At 63.9% G+C, this 17455-nt stretch carries 20 protein-coding genes; 19 read left to right on the forward strand and 1 reads right to left on the reverse strand.

Annotated features, from left to right (window positions below; genetic code table 11):
- The 10 genes from VL202_RS19510 to VL202_RS19555 all read left to right on the forward strand — a co-directional run.
- Positions 1-1946, forward strand: a 1946-nt coding sequence (locus tag VL202_RS19510; RefSeq protein WP_325465739.1) for a DNA-binding protein, incomplete at its 5' end; no start/stop codon positions are given.
- Positions 1947-2024: 78 nt separating this feature from the next.
- Positions 2025-2531, forward strand: coding sequence for a hypothetical protein (locus VL202_RS19515; RefSeq protein ID WP_325465740.1), 507 nt, complete (start codon positions 2025-2027; stop codon positions 2529-2531).
- The gene (locus tag VL202_RS19520; protein ID WP_325465741.1) at positions 2518-2733 is read left to right on the forward strand and encodes a DUF6117 family protein; all 216 of its coding nucleotides are present in this window, start codon (positions 2518-2520) and stop codon (positions 2731-2733) included. Before VL202_RS19515 ends, VL202_RS19520 begins: the two co-directional genes overlap by 14 nt.
- A 41-nt stretch (positions 2734-2774) precedes the next feature.
- On the forward strand, positions 2775-7112 hold the full coding sequence (locus VL202_RS19525) for a strawberry notch family protein (RefSeq protein WP_325465742.1): 4338 nt from the start codon (positions 2775-2777) through the stop codon (positions 7110-7112).
- 1 nt (position 7113) lies between these two features.
- The gene (locus tag VL202_RS19530) at positions 7114-8163 is read left to right on the forward strand and encodes a DUF7146 domain-containing protein (protein WP_325465743.1); all 1050 of its coding nucleotides are present in this window, start codon (positions 7114-7116) and stop codon (positions 8161-8163) included.
- A 305-nt stretch (positions 8164-8468) separates the two neighbouring features.
- Positions 8469-9380: a DUF2493 domain-containing protein gene (locus tag VL202_RS19535; protein WP_325465744.1), complete on the forward strand. Its 912-nt coding sequence runs from the start codon at positions 8469-8471 to the stop codon at positions 9378-9380.
- 27 nt (positions 9381-9407) lie between these two features.
- Positions 9408-10109 carry a hypothetical protein gene (locus VL202_RS19540; RefSeq protein ID WP_325465745.1) on the forward strand — a complete coding sequence of 234 codons (702 nt, stop codon included), beginning with the start codon at positions 9408-9410 and terminating at the stop codon, positions 10107-10109.
- Between the two features lie 218 nt (positions 10110-10327).
- On the forward strand, positions 10328-10492 hold the full coding sequence (locus VL202_RS19545; RefSeq protein WP_325465746.1) for a hypothetical protein: 165 nt from the start codon (positions 10328-10330) through the stop codon (positions 10490-10492).
- 144 nt (positions 10493-10636) lie between these two features.
- A complete protein-coding gene (locus VL202_RS19550; RefSeq protein WP_325465747.1) occupies positions 10637-11041 on the forward strand; it encodes a hypothetical protein in 405 nt (134 codons plus the stop codon).
- A gap of 610 nt (positions 11042-11651) precedes the next feature.
- Positions 11652-11972: a DUF736 domain-containing protein gene (locus tag VL202_RS19555; protein ID WP_099185574.1), complete on the forward strand. Its 321-nt coding sequence runs from the start codon at positions 11652-11654 to the stop codon at positions 11970-11972.
- 49 nt (positions 11973-12021) lie between these two features.
- On the opposite strand, the gene VL202_RS19560 is transcribed toward VL202_RS19555, so the two are convergent.
- Positions 12022-12249: a helix-turn-helix transcriptional regulator gene (locus VL202_RS19560; protein WP_325465748.1), complete on the reverse strand. Its 228-nt coding sequence runs from the start codon at positions 12247-12249 to the stop codon at positions 12022-12024.
- Between the two features lie 222 nt (positions 12250-12471).
- On the opposite strand from VL202_RS19560, the gene VL202_RS19565 reads away from it, so the two are divergent.
- From VL202_RS19565 to VL202_RS19600, 9 genes are all read left to right on the forward strand, one after another.
- Positions 12472-12738 (forward strand): DNA -binding domain-containing protein, encoded by a 267-nt coding sequence (locus VL202_RS19565; protein WP_325465749.1) that lies wholly within the window; start codon positions 12472-12474, stop codon positions 12736-12738.
- A gap of 156 nt (positions 12739-12894) precedes the next feature.
- Complete coding sequence (locus VL202_RS26010) at positions 12895-13221, forward strand: transcriptional regulator domain-containing protein (RefSeq protein WP_414692906.1); 327 nt, start codon at positions 12895-12897, stop codon at positions 13219-13221.
- Positions 13106-13666 carry a DUF2285 domain-containing protein gene (locus VL202_RS19570; RefSeq protein WP_325465750.1) on the forward strand — a complete coding sequence of 187 codons (561 nt, stop codon included), beginning with the start codon at positions 13106-13108 and terminating at the stop codon, positions 13664-13666. Before VL202_RS26010 ends, VL202_RS19570 begins: the two co-directional genes overlap by 116 nt.
- Before the next feature lie 133 nt (positions 13667-13799).
- Positions 13800-14072, forward strand: a complete 273-nt coding sequence (locus VL202_RS19575) for a helix-turn-helix transcriptional regulator (protein WP_099185576.1) — start codon at positions 13800-13802, stop codon at positions 14070-14072.
- Positions 14073-14089: 17 nt separating this feature from the next.
- Positions 14090-14959, forward strand: coding sequence for a replication initiator protein A (locus tag VL202_RS19580; RefSeq protein ID WP_325465793.1), 870 nt, complete (start codon positions 14090-14092; stop codon positions 14957-14959).
- A 230-nt stretch (positions 14960-15189) separates the two neighbouring features.
- The gene (locus VL202_RS19585; protein WP_325465751.1) at positions 15190-15645 is read left to right on the forward strand and encodes a DUF2840 domain-containing protein; all 456 of its coding nucleotides are present in this window, start codon (positions 15190-15192) and stop codon (positions 15643-15645) included.
- Positions 15642-16232 carry a S26 family signal peptidase gene (locus VL202_RS19590; RefSeq protein ID WP_325465752.1) on the forward strand — a complete coding sequence of 197 codons (591 nt, stop codon included), beginning with the start codon at positions 15642-15644 and terminating at the stop codon, positions 16230-16232. The genes VL202_RS19585 and VL202_RS19590 overlap by 4 nt, the downstream gene beginning before the upstream one ends.
- Before the next feature lie 3 nt (positions 16233-16235).
- Entirely contained in the window at positions 16236-16565 is a 330-nt protein-coding gene (locus tag VL202_RS19595; RefSeq protein WP_325465753.1) for a DUF736 domain-containing protein, read from the forward strand.
- A gap of 3 nt (positions 16566-16568) precedes the next feature.
- Positions 16569-17270, forward strand: a complete 702-nt coding sequence (locus VL202_RS19600) for a lytic transglycosylase domain-containing protein (RefSeq protein WP_325465754.1) — start codon at positions 16569-16571, stop codon at positions 17268-17270.
- Positions 17271-17455: the final 185 nt, after the last annotated feature.

A 17455-nucleotide genomic window follows, 5' to 3' on the forward strand; every position in this document is an offset into this window, starting at 1 on the left:
CCCTGCTCCAGAGTCTCAATGTCCGGCCCGTAGTCGGTGAGGATGGCCAGGAAACCGGCATGTTCGAGGTTCCCGCCGGCGGCCGCCGCTTCCGCGCGCTCGAACTGCTGGTCAAATCGAAGCGGATGGCCAAGGACCAGCCCGTCCCCTGCGTGGTGCGCGAGGCCGGTATCGCCGAGGAAGACTCGCTCGCCGAAAACGTCATGCGTGTCGGCCTGCATCCGCTCGACCAGTTCCGCGCCTTCACCGCCCTGATCGACGCGGGCCTCAGCGAGGATGACATCGCAGCCCGCTTTTTCGTCTCGGTCTCGACCGTGCGCCAGCGCCTGCGGCTTGCGTCGGTCGCACCCAGCCTGCTCGAAATCTACGGCGATGATGGCATGTCGCTGGAACAGCTCATGGCCTTCACGGTCAATGAGAACCATGCCCGCCAGGAACAGGTCTGGGAGCAGCTCAAGCAGACCTACCAGCCCTCCGCCCACCAGATCCGCCGCCTGCTGACCGAGGATGCCATTCCGGCCAGCGATCGCCGGGTCCGGTTCATCGGGCTCGACGCCTATGTCGAAGCTGGCGGCTATGTGATGCACGACCTGTTCTCGTCGGACCAGGATGGCTGGCTGCAGGACCCGGCGATTGTTGAACAGCTCGTCAACGCGAAGCTGACAACCACAGCTGAGGAAATCGGCGCCGAAGGCTGGAAGTGGGTCGAAGCGGCGATTGATCTGCCCTACGGCTGCGAGCGCGGCAAGCGCCGGATCACCGGCACCACCGTTCCACTGACCGACGATGAGCAGACCCGACTCGACGCGCTGGTCGAGGAATATGACGGCCTTGGCGAGCAGTACCAGGATGGCGGCGACCTGCCCGACGAGGTTGATGCGCGGCTGACCGAGATCGACGCCGGGATCACCGCGCTCACCCAGCGTCCGGTCACTTACGATCCTGAGGAACAGGCACGCGCAGGCGTGTTCGTGTCGCTGTCGCACGATGGGCGGCTGCGGATCGATCGGGGCTACGTTCGCGCGGAGGATGAACCGGCCGCTGATGGTGCTGATGACGGCGAATGCCAGGCTGCCGGAATTGCTCCCAACGGCCCGACGGTTAGCGTCGGCGGCCAGGTGCAGACCGGCGAACAGGGCGATGACGACGACGATGCCATCCGTCCGCTGCCCGATCGGCTCGTGTCCGAACTGACTGCCGAGCGCACTCTGGCACTGCGGGAAGCGCTGGCCAATGCGCCCGATGCAGCATTCCTCGCCTTGCTGCACGCATTGTGCCTGTCAGTGTTCCGGACGCACGGGCAGGCTGGCTGCGTGCAGATCGGCGTCACCCAGGCATGGCTTGGCAATGCCGCCCCGAACCTGCGCGAGACGGTGTGGAGCCAGTCGATCCAGCAGCGGCACGAGCAATGGGCTGATCGGCTGCCGAGCGATCCCGATGAGCTGTGGCTGGCACTCGCAACCATGGCCCACGAAGAGCAGATGGTGCTGCTCGCCCACTGCGTCTCGCTCGGCGTCAACGCGCTGTTCGAGGCGACCAAGGGCTACGACGGTCGGATCTCCGCGCACGGGGTTGCGCAGCGGATCGCCGCCGCCGATGCCTTGGCGGGAGTGGTTGGGCTCGACATGGCTGAAGCAGGCTGGGCGCCGACGGTCGACAACTACCTCGGCCGCGTCACCAAGCCCCGGATCATCGAGGCTGTGCGCGAAGCCAAGGGCGATGCCACGGCTGTGCTGATCGAGCACCTCAAGAGGGGCGACATGGCGCGCGAGGCCGAACGCCTGCTTGCAGGCACGGGCTGGCTCCCCGAACCGCTTCGACTGCCGCAAGCCGAAGCGGCGCCCGAGACCGACGAGCAAGTCGCCGATCTGCCCGATTTCCTAGCCGAGGACGGTCCGTTCGATCTGCACGAGCACGACGACGCTTACGCAGTAGCTGCCGAATGACGCTCATGCGCGGGGCGGCACGCGCGCCGTCCCGCGCCCATTTCCGGACATTGAAGGAGCCAGACTATGGCTGACTATATGACACCGACGGTGGTCGAACCGTTCATTCCGCTTGTCGCAATGCTGCCAATCGAACGCCTGTTCCTTGCGCAGGTCTTCAGCGAGGAAATCAATGGCGAGACGGCCTACTACTTCAGCGAAGACGGAGCGTGTGACCTGATCTCGCTGTCTGCCGAGGAGGTCCGGGCTGCACTTGATGCGGCCACACCTGAAACCAGCCGCCTGGCGCAGAAGCTGATCGACGAACAGCCCGATGCGATCCCGAGCGATGATGACATCGATCTCGACATGTGCGGCGACCTGTGGCCGGACGTACTGCAGGACATCGTGCGCCGCTCGCCCGACCTCGATCACCTGACCGTCACTATGGCGTTCACTTGTTCGAAGATGCGCCCCGACGGATTTGGCGGACTCGCCATGCTGATCACGGGCGCCGCGATCCGCTCTGAATCGACCCACACCCTGTTCGATCGCTTTTACGCCGATGCCTCAGCCAACGGGGAGATCAGTCATGGCAATTCCTGACTATGCCCGCACAAACTTCGAGACGCTGGTGAAAGCGGCCAAAGCCGGTGATCTGGCGCTGATGGAATGCACCGAGGTCGAGAGCGGTGAGACCCGCTACTTGCTCTGCGCCGTCGGCCGCGAGGAGGGCGATTATGTCATGACCCCGTTCGGTCACCTCGCCCCCGGCAATCCCTACGACGCCTACGTCCCGCCCGCCTGAGCGGCGCCGACCCCCAAACCATTTTCAAAAGGATATTTCCAATGACCAACTCGCTTGCTGCGGGTGCTTTCTTGCGCCCGCTGTCCGCCCAATGCCCGGAGCAAACCGCAGCTTCGATCATCCTTGCCGCCTATGATCTGCTCGGGCACTTCGCCGCCGGTCGCCGCATCGACACGCCAGCCATCCGCACCGCCATGCAGTCGGCGTTCGGCGCGAGCGATGCCGCGGGAGCTTGGGACTGGAAGGCTGCCTACGAAGCGGTCGAGATCGCGCAACTGCTGTTCCTGCGGCGCTATGGCCCGGCCGTCCATGCCAGGACCGCCGACCCGTTCGAACGGCTCAAACTTGTCGAGCGGATTGCCCGGCTTACCCCGATGCAGACCCGGCGCAGCGAGGAAATGCAGGCCTACCAACAATTTTCGACGCCGTTGGGGCTGGCCTGGGTCGCGGGCTTTGCAGCAAGCTTCGTGCCCGGCGAACTGGTGCTCGAGCCATCGGCGGGCACGGGCTTGCTCGCCATTCAGGCCGAGCTTGGTGCGAGCAGGTTGGCATTGAATGAGGTGGCCGATGTGCGAGCCGCGCTGCTACGCCAGCTCTTCTACACCGCTACGGTGACCACGCACGACGCCGCGCAGATCCACGACCGGCTCGATCCCGGCACGGTGCCGAGCTGCATCGTCATGAACCCACCGTTTTCTGCCGCCGTTGGCGTCGAGACGCGCGTGGCTGATGCTGCATTCCGCCACCTGTCTTCGGCCGTGGCGAGGCTCGCACCCGGTGGGCGTCTCGTCGCCATCACCGGCGCGAACTGCTCGCCCGAGCACAGAGCGTGGCGCGACGGGTTCGTGCGGCTTCAGGAACAAGCCCGCGTGGTGTTCTCCGCGCCGATCGCCGGCTCGGTCTTCGCGCCCCACGGCACGAGCATCCAAACCCGGTTGACGGTGATCGACAAGCTGCCCGCCGCTAAGCCGACCTCCTTCCCGGTGCCCCCGGGCGCTGCGCCCGACCTTGCGACCCTGCTGCGCTGGCTGATCGATTACCTGCCGCCTCGCGCCGCTCTCGCTGCCGAGAAACTTCCCGCTCTCCGGCCAGCCGCATCGCGCCGGGTTGCTGCACCACGGCCCAGACTTGCAGTCGTGGCACCGGCCGAATCGACCGGCGTGCTGCTCGACTACGAGGTCGCCGACTGGACAGACGAGGTATCGGCCCGCCTCAGCGAAACGCTTTACGAGCCCTACACGCTGCAATCCTTGCGCATTCCGGGGGCGCTGCCGCATCCCACGAAGCTGGTGCAATCCGCCGCCATGGCTTCGGTTGCACCGCCCAAACCGAACTATCGCCCACACCTGCCTGTTGGCCTGGTCGAACAAGGCCTGCTGTCGGACGCCCAGCTTGAATCGGTGATCTATGCAGGTGAGGCGCATGGCCAACATCTGGCTGGAAATTGGACCGTCGATGCGACCTTCGACAAGGTCGATGCCGCGCCGGACGAATGCGACATCACCGTCCGCTTCCGCAAGGGCTGGTTCCTTGGCGATGGCACCGGCGCGGGCAAGGGTCGCCAGGTTGCCGGGATCATCCTCGACAACTGGCTGAAAGGCCGCCGACGCGCGGTGTGGATCTCCAAGTCCGACAAGCTGCTTGAGGATGCCCAGCGCGACTGGCGGGCGTTGGGGCAGGAACCCTTGCTGGTCACCCCGCTCGCCCGGTTCCGACAAGGCACGTCGATCCGGCTTGAGCAGGGCATCCTTTTTACAACCTATGCCACGCTACGCAGCGACGCGCGTGAAGGCAGGGTTTCCCGCGTTCAGCAGATCGTCGATTGGCTCGGAACCGACTTCGACGGGGTCATTGTCTTCGACGAGAGCCATGCGATGCAGAATGCCGGTGGCGGCAAGTCCGAACGCGGGGATGTGGCCCCTTCGCAGCAGGGCCGTGCCGGGCTGCGCCTCCAGCACGCGCTGCCGGATGCCCGGGTGCTCTATGTCTCGGCAACCGGCGCAACCACCGTCGAGAACCTTGCCTATGCGCAGCGGCTTGGCCTTTGGGGCGGCGCGGACTTTCCCTTCGACAAGCGCACCGATTTTGTTGCGGCTATCGAAGCGGGCGGGGTGGCAGCGATGGAGGTGCTGGCCCGCGACCTCAAGGCGCTCGGTCTCTACTCCGCACGGTCGCTGTCCTACGAAGGCATCGAATACGAGCTGATCGAACATCAGCTCACCCCGGATCAGGTTCGCATTTACGACGCATACGCTGGCGCGTTCCAGGTCATCCATAACAACCTTGACGCCGCGCTCGAAGCCGCAGGGGTGACCAGCGCCGCAGATGGCACATTGAATGCCCAAGCCAAGTCCGCCGCCCGCTCGGCCTTCGAAAGCGCCAAGCAGCGCTTCTTCAACCACCTCATCACCGCGATGAAGACCCCGACGCTGATCCGGGCCATCGAACAGGGGCTGACCGATGGTCATGCGTCCGTGGTGCAGATCGTCTCGACCGGTGAAGCCCTGCTGTCGCGGCGGCTTGCCGAGATCGATCCCGGCGAATGGAACGATGTCCAGTGCGACGTAACTCCCAAAGAATACGTTCTGGACTATTTGTTGCACAGCTTCCCGACACAGCTCCACGAACCGTTCACCGATGGCGACGGCAACCTTGCCTCGCGGCCTGCCTATGACGGTGATGGCAATGCCATCCAGTGCCGCGATGCCCTCGAACGGCGCGATCGGCTCATCGAGCAATTGGCATCGATGGAGCCGGTCCATGGCGCGCTCGACCAGATCGTCCAGCGGTTCGGCACCGACATGGTCGCCGAGGTCACCGGTCGCTCGCGCCGAATCGTCCGCAAGGTCGATGCGGATGGGACGCGCTTCCTGGTCGAAAACCGGCCCGCCCATGCCAATCTCGCTGAAGCACAGGCTTTCATGGAGGACAGGAAGCATATCCTGATCTTCTCCGACGCCGGCGGCACGGGGCGCAGTTACCACGCCGATCTTGGCAGCCGTAACCAGCGGCTGCGGCATCACTACCTGCTCGAAGCAGGCTGGAAGGCCGACACCGCGATCCAGGGACTCGGGCGCACCAATCGCACCAATCAGGCGCGGCCACCGCTGTTTCGCCCGGTCGCCACCGACGTCCAGGCCGAGAAGCGCTTCCTCTCGACCATCGCGCGGCGGCTCGACACACTGGGCGCCATCACGCGGGGGCAACGCCAGACCGGCGGGCAAGGCCTGTTCAGGCCGGAGGACAATCTCGAAAGTCCCTACGCCCGCGATGCACTGCGCCAGCTCTACCTGCTGATCTATGCGGGCAAGGTCTCAGGGTGCTCGCTCGGGCTTTTCGAGAGCCTGACCGGCCTGTCGCTGACCGATGGCAGCGGGAGCCTAAAGGATGAGTTACCGCCGATCACGACCTTCCTCAACCGGCTGCTGGCGCTGACCATCGCGATGCAGAACGTGCTGTTCACCGCGTTCGAGCAACTGCTCAGTGCCAAGGTCGAAAGCGCGATGGCGAGCGGCACCTACGACGTCGGGCTGGAAACGCTCACCGCCGACAGTTTCACCGTCGCCCACAGCGAGACCATCTACACCCATCCTTCGACTGGTGCTGAAACCCGCCTGCTCACGATCGCGGTGCGGGAGCGCAACCAGCCGGTGACGATCGAAAAGGCGCTGGAGCTCCTGCGCGAGCCCGGCGCAAAGTTGCTCGTCAATTCCCGCTCGAGGCGCGCCGCCGTGCAATTGCCTGCCCGCAGCCTGATGCTCGACGACGGCGAGATCGAACGGCGCGTGCGCCTGATTCGGCCAATGGAGAAGCTCTATCTGTCGGTCGCCCATTTGCCAGAGACCAGTTGGGAGCCCGCCGACGAGGCAGAATTCCGGGCCGCGTGGGCAGCGGAAATTGCGCAGGTGCCCGAGTTCGATACCAGCGAACTGCATATCGTCACCGGGCTGCTGCTGCCGATCTGGAAGCAGCTGCCGGAGGAATCGACCCGGGTCTATCGGTTGCGAACTGACGAGGGGACCGCCATCGTTGGCCGCCGCGTGTCCCCAGCATGGGCGGCGAATGCCGTCAGCGCCGACACCCCGCAACTTGCTCCGACGCAAGCTTTGGCGCTGCTGCGCGAAGGGCACACCGTAATCAGTCTGACCGACGGCCTGCAACTGCGCCGCTCGCGTCTGATGCAGGTCAATCGGATCGAACTCACCGGGTTCGGTCCAACCGCCGTCGACCGCCTCAAGGCGATGGGGCTGTTTTCCGAAATCATCAACTGGAAGCTGCGGCTGTTTGTGCCCGACGATACAGCCCTCGGCAGCGAGGTGATGGAGCGGCTTTTGGCCCGCCATCCCCTGACCCGCATCCTTGACCGGAAGGCGGCCTGACATGGGCACGCTTTCAACCCGCGCGGGCGAACTGTCGGAGCGGCTCGCACAGAATGTTCAGGCCGTCTGCCGCCATTACCTCCCCGCAGGTCGCCGCGAGGGGCGGTACTGGATGGTCGGCGATGTGGCAGGCGCGCCAGGGCGCAGCCTTTATGTGCGCCTGTTCGAGACGGAACGCGGCAGAATTGGCAACTGGGTCGATGCGGCGACCGGAGAACATGGTGATCTTGTCGACCTCATTCGCTTGAACCAGCGGCATGGCCGCCTCTCCGAGACCATCGACGAAGCCGAGAAGTTCCTGTCCCTGCCGCCATCGGTCGAAATCGACCCTGATCGAACCGCCAAACCACCGCCCGCCCGTGTTGGTTCGCCAACCGCTGCGCGGCGTCTGTTCGCGGCCTCGAAGCCGCTCGTTGGCACCCTTGCGGCATCCTATCTTGCAGCACGCGGCATCATCCGCGTCCATGAACTTGCAGCCCTGCGTTTCCACCCCCGATGTTACTACCGGGCAAACGAGGACGACCTTCCCGGTACGCCCGGCAGTTTCCCGGCACTAATCGCGGCGGTGACTGATGGAGACGGCGTGCAGACCGGCACGCATCGCACCTGGCTAGACGCAAGCGGATCGACAAAAGCAGCCGTCGCATCGCCGCGCCGCGCGATGGGCAATATTCTCGGGCACGCGATACGGTTTGGCTTGGCCGAGGACATCATGGTCGCAGGCGAAGGCATCGAGACTGTCCTGTCGCTGCGTGAGCTCCTGCCCGCCATGCCCATGATCGCCGCCACATCCTCCGCCCACCTTGCCGCCGCCCAGTTCCCACCTTTTCTGCAACGCGTCTATGTCGCCCGCGACCGGGACAAGGCTGGCGACGGCGCTTTTGCGATACTCTCGGACCGAGCACAGGCAGCAGGGATCGAACTGGTCTCGCTCATGCCAACGCTGGGGGACTTCAACGACGATTTGCGCCAACACGGAGCGTCCGCCTTGAGAGCGCGGGTCATTGCCCAGTTGCACGAGGCCGATCGCTGCAGGTTCATCGAAGGCTGAGGTTGGCCGAGACGGGAAACGGGTGGTGTGCGGGTACGGTCAAGGCGACCGGCTATCCGAACCGGGCGCGCCCGGCCTTCCTTCAGGCGCGATCCGAGGGACCGGCAGCGGCGAGGCTGCAATGGCGGTCCGCGGCTATTTTCCGGCGGCGCTGAAGCGCCTTTCCATCGCGATCCAAAATAGCCGCCGCCCGCCATCCTCCGCTGCGCTTCGGTCCAAAGGGATGCAGCCTCGCCGCTGCCGGTCAGAGGGATCGCCGTGAAGGCCGGGCAAGGTGCCCGGTCTGCGAACCCAGGATCATCCCCATGACGTTCCCTGACGAACCCGACCACGAAACCTCGCCAACCGGCCATCTCCTCGAAGAAATCGCCCTCTACGGTTACCGCCCCTTCTCGGACGAAGCCGACCCGCGACCACTTCCCGACGAACGCATCGCTGCCGGCGCTGTCGCCGACATGTTCAACGCCCTGATCGCCACGATGCTCGACACCAGGCTCGAGCCCGATCTTGAAGACCTGTGCTGGTCGCTCGGCAATCTGTTCCACCGTGCCGAGGGCCGCATAAGCCGTGAACTCGACGACAATGAAGATGCGCAGAAGCGCAGCCAGCGCGAGCAGGATGGCTCCGAGGTCAAATCGGTCGAACTCGAACGACTGATCCGCGAAGGCATCGGGCTGATCGAGCGCCGCAACGCCATGGAGTTCATGCGTGATGCCGCCTCGGACCAGTTTGAAGCCCATTTCCGCAAGGCCTGGACCCCGCGCACTGGCTCACTCGTCAATCACCGCACCCTGACCGCTACCATGATCGACAGCCGCGACTTCCTTGCCGCGAAGCGCCGTTCAGAGACAGAACCGATGTTGCCGTCCGGCACCCGCATCGCATTCACCTCTGGCCCGGCCTACGAAGATCACAATCGCATCTGGGCCGTGCTCGACAAGGTTCTCGCCAAGTATCCCGACATGGTCCTCTTTCACGGCGGCAACCCGACCGGCGGCGAACATATCGCCTCGCTCTGGGCACGGGCGCGCAAGATCACCCACATCGCGTTCCGTCCCGACTGGGAGCGGTTCAAGAAGGCTGCACCGTTTCGCCGTAATGATCAGATGCTTCAGGCGTTGCCCAAGGCCATCGTTGCCTGTCCTGGCAATGGCATTAACGCCAACCTGACCGACAAGGCGCGCAAGATGGGGATTTCTGTTTGGGCCATTGAATAATCCCGCTTTTAGCTCGAATAGGCCTCTATGAATGCACAAACACCAGAACCACAACGCGATCCGCTCCTGGCAACGTGGCAGCGTCGGCGCGACATGCGGCACGAAATCGCATACCTCCAGAGCCTAAGCGATGAAGAAATTCAGCAAAGAGCTCGACAGGTTTCGGGTTTCAACGAACTTGAACGCATTTATAACTTTTGGATTGATCGATCTAATCCTGACACACTTCAGTTGAGTTTTGGCAATCGCTCGATGTTTCGGCTGACGACCGACCGATCGAAGACCGCAGCCGAAAATGGCCCAACCATAGTGTACAGCTTAGGTGATATTGGATTTGCGACCATCCTCTATCCGGCCAAATCAGACTTGGCTCGAACATTTGAGGATCACATCTTCCTCCAGATCGGCGCTACCAGCGGTATAAAAATTGCCGAAGGGCTGGAGCGAGATCTCAAGATTTTGGTCGCTTACGCTCATGTCTCAAGCATTGATATGGAAGCAACACTGGGTGAACGATGGCGGATTTGGTTGCTACGCCAAGTTTGCAATCGAGGTGAGGATGGCAAATTTCGGAAGGCGCCCGGTTGGAGCGCCGTGTTTGGAATAGCTGGGTTCGGAGCACGCACGTTTGTCACGGCGTCGTTTCTTTCCATAATCAAGCCGATTGGGTTCGCACTTGCGCTTTGGTTGGTGGCTTGGCTGGGTTGGGACTGGCTGCAACTAACGTAGCCAAAACTTCGATCCAACTCGAAGCATAGAGCCCACCCGCTTTCAAAGGCCAATCCGTTGGCCGACCCAAATCCTCCTTCAATCAACCCGCAAGGGGTCCGCTACGCTGCGCGTGCGGCCACTGCGGCTTACAGCCTTCGTGGTGATTGCGGCTTTGCGCCGTCCGTCCGGGGCCTGTCGAGCGGGGATGGTCCCTGCTCCGAGACAGGAGCTCGAACATGTCACTCACCATCGCACAGCGTCACGCCTGGAGCCTCGCTCGCACCCTGATGGTCTGCGTCACCCTGTTCCACGCCGGCAATGGCTACGCTGCCGTTCCCACGGCAGAATTCGATGGCGATGCCAGCAGCATCGTTCGCGAATATGACCCGTTCAATCCCTGACCGCGCCACAACGCGCTTGCCGGACAGACCGGATGCCCAAAGGGTATTCCGGCCCGTTCGCATGTCTGCTATCAAGTCCAAGCACATTGCGCTGCGGTGGAGGTGGAGAGCGCGTCCCTTACCCTTGGTTCCAAGGAGGACGCCATGTTGATCGGTTTCACCCTCGTAATTGTCGCAGTCTACATGTGCTGCGCGCTGCTTTTTCGCCTCTCGGTGCATGCTCTGCCTCTGTTCGTGGGTTTCGCTGCCGCATCGGTCACTTACCATTCTGACCACGGCTTGGTTGCCGCACTGGTCGCGGCGACCTTGGCTGCCATCGCAACCATTGCACTTGCCCAGATCGCGCTCGGTCTGGCTCGTTCCGACCTTGCCCGCGGCGCCATCGGTCTCGTCTTTGCCATGCCGGCGGCCATCGCTGGCTACCACGCGGTCCATGGCATCGCCGCAGCGACGATGCCCGTCAGCATCTGGCCCACGGTCGTTTCGTTGATCGGCGGCGGCGTGATCGCTGCGACTTCATGGGCGCAGTGGAGCCACTCTGCCCGCTGACGACGTTCACGCGAAGCCCCGCCCGGCGGTGCCGGACGGGGCGTACCCGATCAGGGCCAGCCGGGACGGGGTAGCGGTGGATCAGGGTGGGTCTGGCCGCAATCAAGCCATGTGACTGCCAAGGCGGCCCCAGGATCCCACCTGACGGACGAGACCGCTGGGCCATGGCCGAAGCTGGATTGGCGACCCGAGCAAGCGCAATTCCGGGAGAAGGGTGACAAGCGGTTTTGCGATGCCGCAATACGGGTGTGCGGGCGTAACTGCGGACACCAAAGCCGGGCTGGCCCCCATTATTTCCAGCGCCGGTCTGTGGGGTCCGATAAAGAGCCATGGATTTCCAGCTCAAGTGCGACCCGAGCCCAATGCGACCTCTTCAATGGCTTTGGTTGGCAGGGGATGGCTTCGCCTCTTGATCCCTTGCTGCAACGCGGGTCCGCCCGGTTTCTTCCCCTGGGTCTGCGACCCATTCCTCGCGAGGCAAGAAACCCGCCGGCCCCGCGTCCTACACGTCCGTTCCGGCCCTGCGGGTGCAGCGGGCGCAAGCCCCTGCCTTCAACCAGCCATCGAGGCCGCGATGGGCGCGGGTTCGAGTAACTTGAAGGAATTGATCATGGCCAACATCGGAACTTTCACCAAGACCGGCAACGAATACAAGGGCGAGATCGTCACCATGTCGGTGCAGCAGAAGAACGTCCGCATCGTCCCCGAAGCCAGCGACAACGACAACGCGCCGTCGCACCGGGTCTTTGTCGGCCGCGCGGAAATCGGCGCCGCCTGGACCAAGCGTTCGAACGAAGGCCGCGACTATCTCTCGGTCAAGCTCGACGATCCCAGCTTCACCGCCCCGATCTTCGCTAACCTGTTCGACGACGAAGACGGCAAGAGCTTCAACCTGATCTGGTCTCGCGCCCGCCGTACCAACGGCGACTGACCCCCCAGACAGGCCCCGCCCGGCACCGCCGGGCGGGGCTTCGCCGTGTTCATCCCCCAGCGCCGTGTGGCGGATCAGCGAGAAGATCGGCAGGTTTGACATGAAGGGCCTGGGCTGTCTCGTGGATCGAAAGCAGCGTCGCGTTTTGCCCGCCACGCTCGATCATGCTGACATAGGCGCGGTCGACACCCATACGCTCGGCCACCGCTTCCTGGCTGAGCCCGGCGGCAAGCCGGTAGTGGCGCACATTGTCGCCGAACAATTTGCGGATATCCATCCGCAGCTTAGAAACCCGTCGCGTATCTCCGTGCTACGTATTATAATACGCGAAAACTTTGATCGGTCGCATGGACGGACCGCCCCCATGGTTCGACTACTTATCCCATATTGCGCAGGGCAACCTCCGCAATCGGGGAGAAGCCAGGTTTTCACCAATATGGAGCTGCTTTCGTGCTAAGTGTAAAACTGCGTGAAAGGAGTCGAAACAAAGGCTCGGCCCATGACGACACCGCCATTTGACGACGCCCCGCCCGCCGATGAGCACATCACGGCATACGATGAGCGTCATTTTATCACGTATTTGCGGATACTTGATGCCGCAGATGAGGGTGCGGACTGGCGCGAAGTCGCCGCAATCGTTTTCCGCCTTGACCCGGCGGCTGAGCCCGATCGATCTCGCCGGGTTTACGATGGTCATCTTGGCCGTGCCCGTTGGATGACTACCCACGGGTATCGGCACCTGCTGGAAAAATCACGCAACTTGTGACGAGACCGCAAATTGCTGTGGAATTTGCCCTAGCTTGTTGCTCCGAATTACTTCGCGAGTCCGGATAGAGTTCTGCAAACTTCGTTACTTCCGAGTTTCCCATACCAAACAAAGACTTGATGCTTGGCCTATTCGCCTGTGCATCGCGGAGGTCTCATGTCTGGGGGAATCTCTTGGCGGTCGCCTTCAGCCGCTGAAAAGTACCGGGACCATGATTATGCGGACTTTGCGCAGGAATTCCTGAATCGCAATGCCAGCTACCGCCTCGATCATGCTGAGACACAGGACAGGATCGCTGAGGATCCTGCTTCTGTGCAGAAAGAAGAGGAGGGTCTGGCCGGGCGGTGGGGGCTGAGCTTTCCCCACCTTGCCGGATGCCGATCCACGCACCAGCCCCGCACTCTGGTCACCACTTGCCGCACCCGACGTGGTGGTACTGGCAACTCCCGACATCGCAGCGATCCCATTATTGCCGGGCTTTGAACCGCTGGTCGACGCGGTCGGCGAACAAGAGCACTATCTGGTTGCCGCAAAGGGCACGGCACGACTGCGACTGTGCCTTCGTGCCGCGCTGCCGCAGTGCCCGGATTGCCTCATCATCCAGAATGACCAGTGTGCCGCTACACGGCTTGCCGCCGCTACCCGCTTTGAGCGGGCGACGCGCGGGCTTCGCCTCGGGCCGGACCGTGCGGCCTCGCCGTCCGCCTACCGGCGGTCACGGCTTGCCTTGCTGCTCGATATTCAAGACGGGATGTTTGCGGGGATGTCGCCGCACGACCTCGCCTTCGGCTTGGTCTTCCCGCGGCATCGCCCACTAGCGGGTGCGACCTGGAAAGGTTCGGGCGAACGACGGCACACGCTGCGGCTGATCGCCGACGCGCGCCGCCTGGTGACGAGCGGTTACCGCAAATTGCTCCGCCACGATTGAGCCAATCGCACTTCGGGGTGACAGAATTCGCGCTGCATATTCTGTCACTCCCTCCTGGCGTTCCGCCTTCGCCATTGCTGCCTGCGACCAGCGGCAGCCCGCCGTCTTGGTCGATACCAAGCGGAGGCCGCCCATGGATGCCCGACCCACTCCCGTCATAGCCAGGTTCCTGCGGACACCCGATGCCGCCGTGCATGTGGGTTTGTCCGCCCGCACGCTTGAGAAGCATCGCTGCTTCGGGACGGGCCCGGTCTATCGCAAGCTCGGCGGACGGATCGTCTACTCGGTCGAAGACCTCGATGCCTGGGCCGAACAGGGCCTGCGCCGTTCGACCAGCGATCCCGGCAAGGGCATCGTCCATCCGGCCAAGCGGCTCGACGGCTATACGCCGCCGGTGCGCCGCTGAGGTCGGCCGTGTCGCGACTGTCTCACTTCCCGGTCGAGAACCGCCAGCTCGATCTGTTCGTCAGCGCTGGCGGCGACATCGCCGCGCGTGACGCGCAGGATCTGATGGCCTGGCCATTTTTCAGCCTCGCCAAGACCAAGCGGGTGCGTCCGATCGACTTCCGGATGGGCGAAGTGTCGATCCTCGTCGAGGCGACTGCAGAACACGGGATGGCGACCATCTGGGACGCCGACGTGCTCATCTGGGTCGCCAGTCAGATCGTCGAGGCTCGCGATGCGGGCCGCGCGACCTCGCGGCTCATCGCCGCAACCCCGCACGAGATCCTCGCCTTCACCCGGCGCGGCACCGGCAAGGCAAGCTACGAGCGGCTCAAAGCCGGGCTCGACCGGCTGCAATCGACCACGATCGCCACCTCGATCCGCCAACGTGACGCGCGGAGGCGGCACCGGTTCAGCTGGATCAACGAGTGGAAAGAGCGGCTCGACGGCGCGGGCCGAACGACGGGCATCGAGATGATCATCCCGGACTGGTTCTACGAAGGGGTGCTCGACCGGGCACTCGTCCTGACCATCGACCCCGCCTACTTTGCCCTGACCGGAGGCCTCGAACGCTGGCTTTACCGGCTCGTGCGCAAGCATGGCGGCAAGCAGAAAGGTGGCTGGAGCTTCGACTTCCAGCACCTGCACATGAAGTCGGGCGCTCTCTCGCCGCCCAAGCGCTTCGCGTTCGAGCTGCGCGACATTGTCCGCCGTCAGGCGCTGCCCGGATACAATCTCAGCCTCGATCACGCGCTCGGCCGCGAACGGCTGAACTTCGTTTCCATCCCCCTCGATCCGTTCGACGCCGCGATGCGCCGAGTCGGCTTTCAGCCTGTGGATATCTCGTGATGCAACACGGACTATCAGGAACCGCCAGACTCGGACGATCAGGAACCGAAAGTTCGGACTATCGGGAACCGAAATGCCCCGCAAACCCGCAGAAAATCTGCCGTTCCCGCACCCTTAACTTAGCTAACAAAGAATCCTTCGGATTCTTGCTAACGTCACCGCGCTTGTGGACGGACAGTGCAGCGCCGCCTCGCCTGCCTGCCGAGACGAGGGCGGATGACAGTCCGCCGTTGACCCACGTCACGCTGTTCTGGCGCGAAGGCAAACACGAAGACTGGCTCAAGTTCGGCAAGCCCGTCGGCGAGCGGATCGTCAGCCGCAGCGAGCGCATCGAGAGCTATGCGCCGGGCCAGGTGTTCGCCCTCGTGCGCTGGGCAAGCAACGAATATGGCACGATCCGCTCTTCGCTCGACATCGTGCGCGCCATGGAGCCGCGTGAACCGGTCACGCCAGTTACGCAGGTCGATCCCGGCGGCGAGGTCCTGCTCGCCGTCCATGGCTGGCCCAAGGTGGCGCAGGTGTTCCGCCTGATCGATGCGATCGAGGCATCTAGCATCGACCCCTGCGAGGTCGCGCCCGATCACTGGCGACACATCCACAACCGGATGGCCGCGCGCGAAGTTCCTCGCGCCTATGCGCCGGCGCGGCACCGCGCCTGGCTCCAGCGCAAGGACCTGCTGTCGTGATCCGGCGGCGTTACCTGCTCGCAGGCTTGGTGGCTGCTGCCACACTCGCGACGCTCACCGTGCCGGTGTCCCGCTACGCCGTGTGGAACGCGAGCGCATCGGTCCCGACGGGGCTTTACGCGATCCGAGGCAAGGCCAGCCTGCACGTCGGCGAGCGCGTGGCGATCGAACCGCCGCCCGCCTTGCGCGACCTGATGGCGCGGCGCGGTTATCTTCCCGCAGGCGTGCCGCTGCTCAAGCGCATTGCTGCGGTCAGCGGCCAGCGCGTGTGCAGTTTCGGTCACGTAGTGACCATCGACGGCACACGCGCTGGCACTGCGCGAGACCGCGACCGCCACGGTCGTCCGCTTCCAGCATGGTTCGGTTGCCGCACGCTGCGCTCTGGCGAGCTGTTCTTGATGAACCCTGCTGCGCCCGACAGCTTCGACGGCCGCTATTTCGGCGTGCTGCGCATCGCCGACGTCATCGGCCGCGCGACGCCCGTCTGGACCGATGAAGCGGGTGACGGCGACCACAGGTGGTTCGCCGATCCGCTCTCGGAATCACCCACCAGACCGCCCCCAAGTTCACCAACCGAAGGAGACTGACTGATGCGTATCGGGCTATTTGTTGCCGCCGATGGCGGCTTTGCCGGGCACATAACCACGCTCACGCTCGACATCGATCTTGTGTTCGTTCTGGCTGACAACTCGGACAGCGAGAATGCACCGGACTTCCGGGTGATTGCGGGATCGGGCGACGAAGCGCGCGAGGTCGGCGCAGGCTGGAAGCATGTCGGCGAGAAGGCCGGTGACTATGTTGCGATCCAGATCGACGATCCGATGTTCACCCAGCCGCTGCGCGCCAACCTGTTCCAGGGCGAAAACAACGGTCACGTTCTGGTCTGGTCACGGCCCACCAAACGCGAAACAGCGAGCTGAACGATGCGGCAGCTCACCCCTATCGCCTTCCTCGTCTTGGCATTCAGCCTGATCGGTAACGCGCCTGCCTTCGGGCAGGTCGCGGCCGATCAGGCATCACCTCGGAGCGTCGATATCGCAGGCCAAGTCGCCGAAGCCTCGCAGCGTTTCGGCATTCCGGAAAGCTGGATCTACGCCGTGATGCGCACCGAGAGCGCGGGCCGGATCGGTGCGGTTTCACCCGTAGGCGCGATGGGGTTGATGCAACTCATGCCCGCAACCTGGGCGCGCCAGCGCGCCCGGATTGGGCTCGGCAGCGATCCCTTCGATCCGCACGACAACATCATAGCGGGCACCGCCTATCTTCGCGAGATGTACGACCGCTACGGCGCAACCGGCATGCTCGCGGCCTACAACACTGGTCCGGGGCGCTACGAGGACTGGCGAGATCGCGGCAGGCCGCTCCCCACCGAAACCCGCGCCTATGTCGCCAAGATCGCACCCCTGCTGCAAACGGCGAGCACGGCGACGGTCGTCGCAAGCGCATCGCCGATGCAATCGGTGCGCTTATCCTGGGCGCAGAGCCAGTTGTTCGCCGCGCGTTCGGACAGCAGTGACGGCGCATCCGGCAGCTTCGCAGCCGCCGCGCCTCCGCGACCAATTCGAGCTCCCAATGCTCCGCTGAGCGGCCTCTTCGCGCCCGTTTCGGGGGGCGGTTCGCAATGACCGCCTTGTTCGCCCTCTGGCGCGTCGCGGCGTGGAATAGCGGGCGAAGGAGGGGATTGAGGTGGGAAGGCAGGAAGGGGGTATTGCGATGGCCAGATAAAAGCGCCGCCGTCGGTGTGGGTGCAGGTGATTGGAACAAAGCGATAATTCCAGCCGTCGCTCTGACCGGCCTGCTGGCTCTCCTG

Origin of the sequence: Pararhizobium sp., assembly GCF_035497515.1 — a bacterium.
Classification (GTDB): domain Bacteria; phylum Pseudomonadota; class Alphaproteobacteria; order Rhizobiales; family Rhizobiaceae; genus Pararhizobium.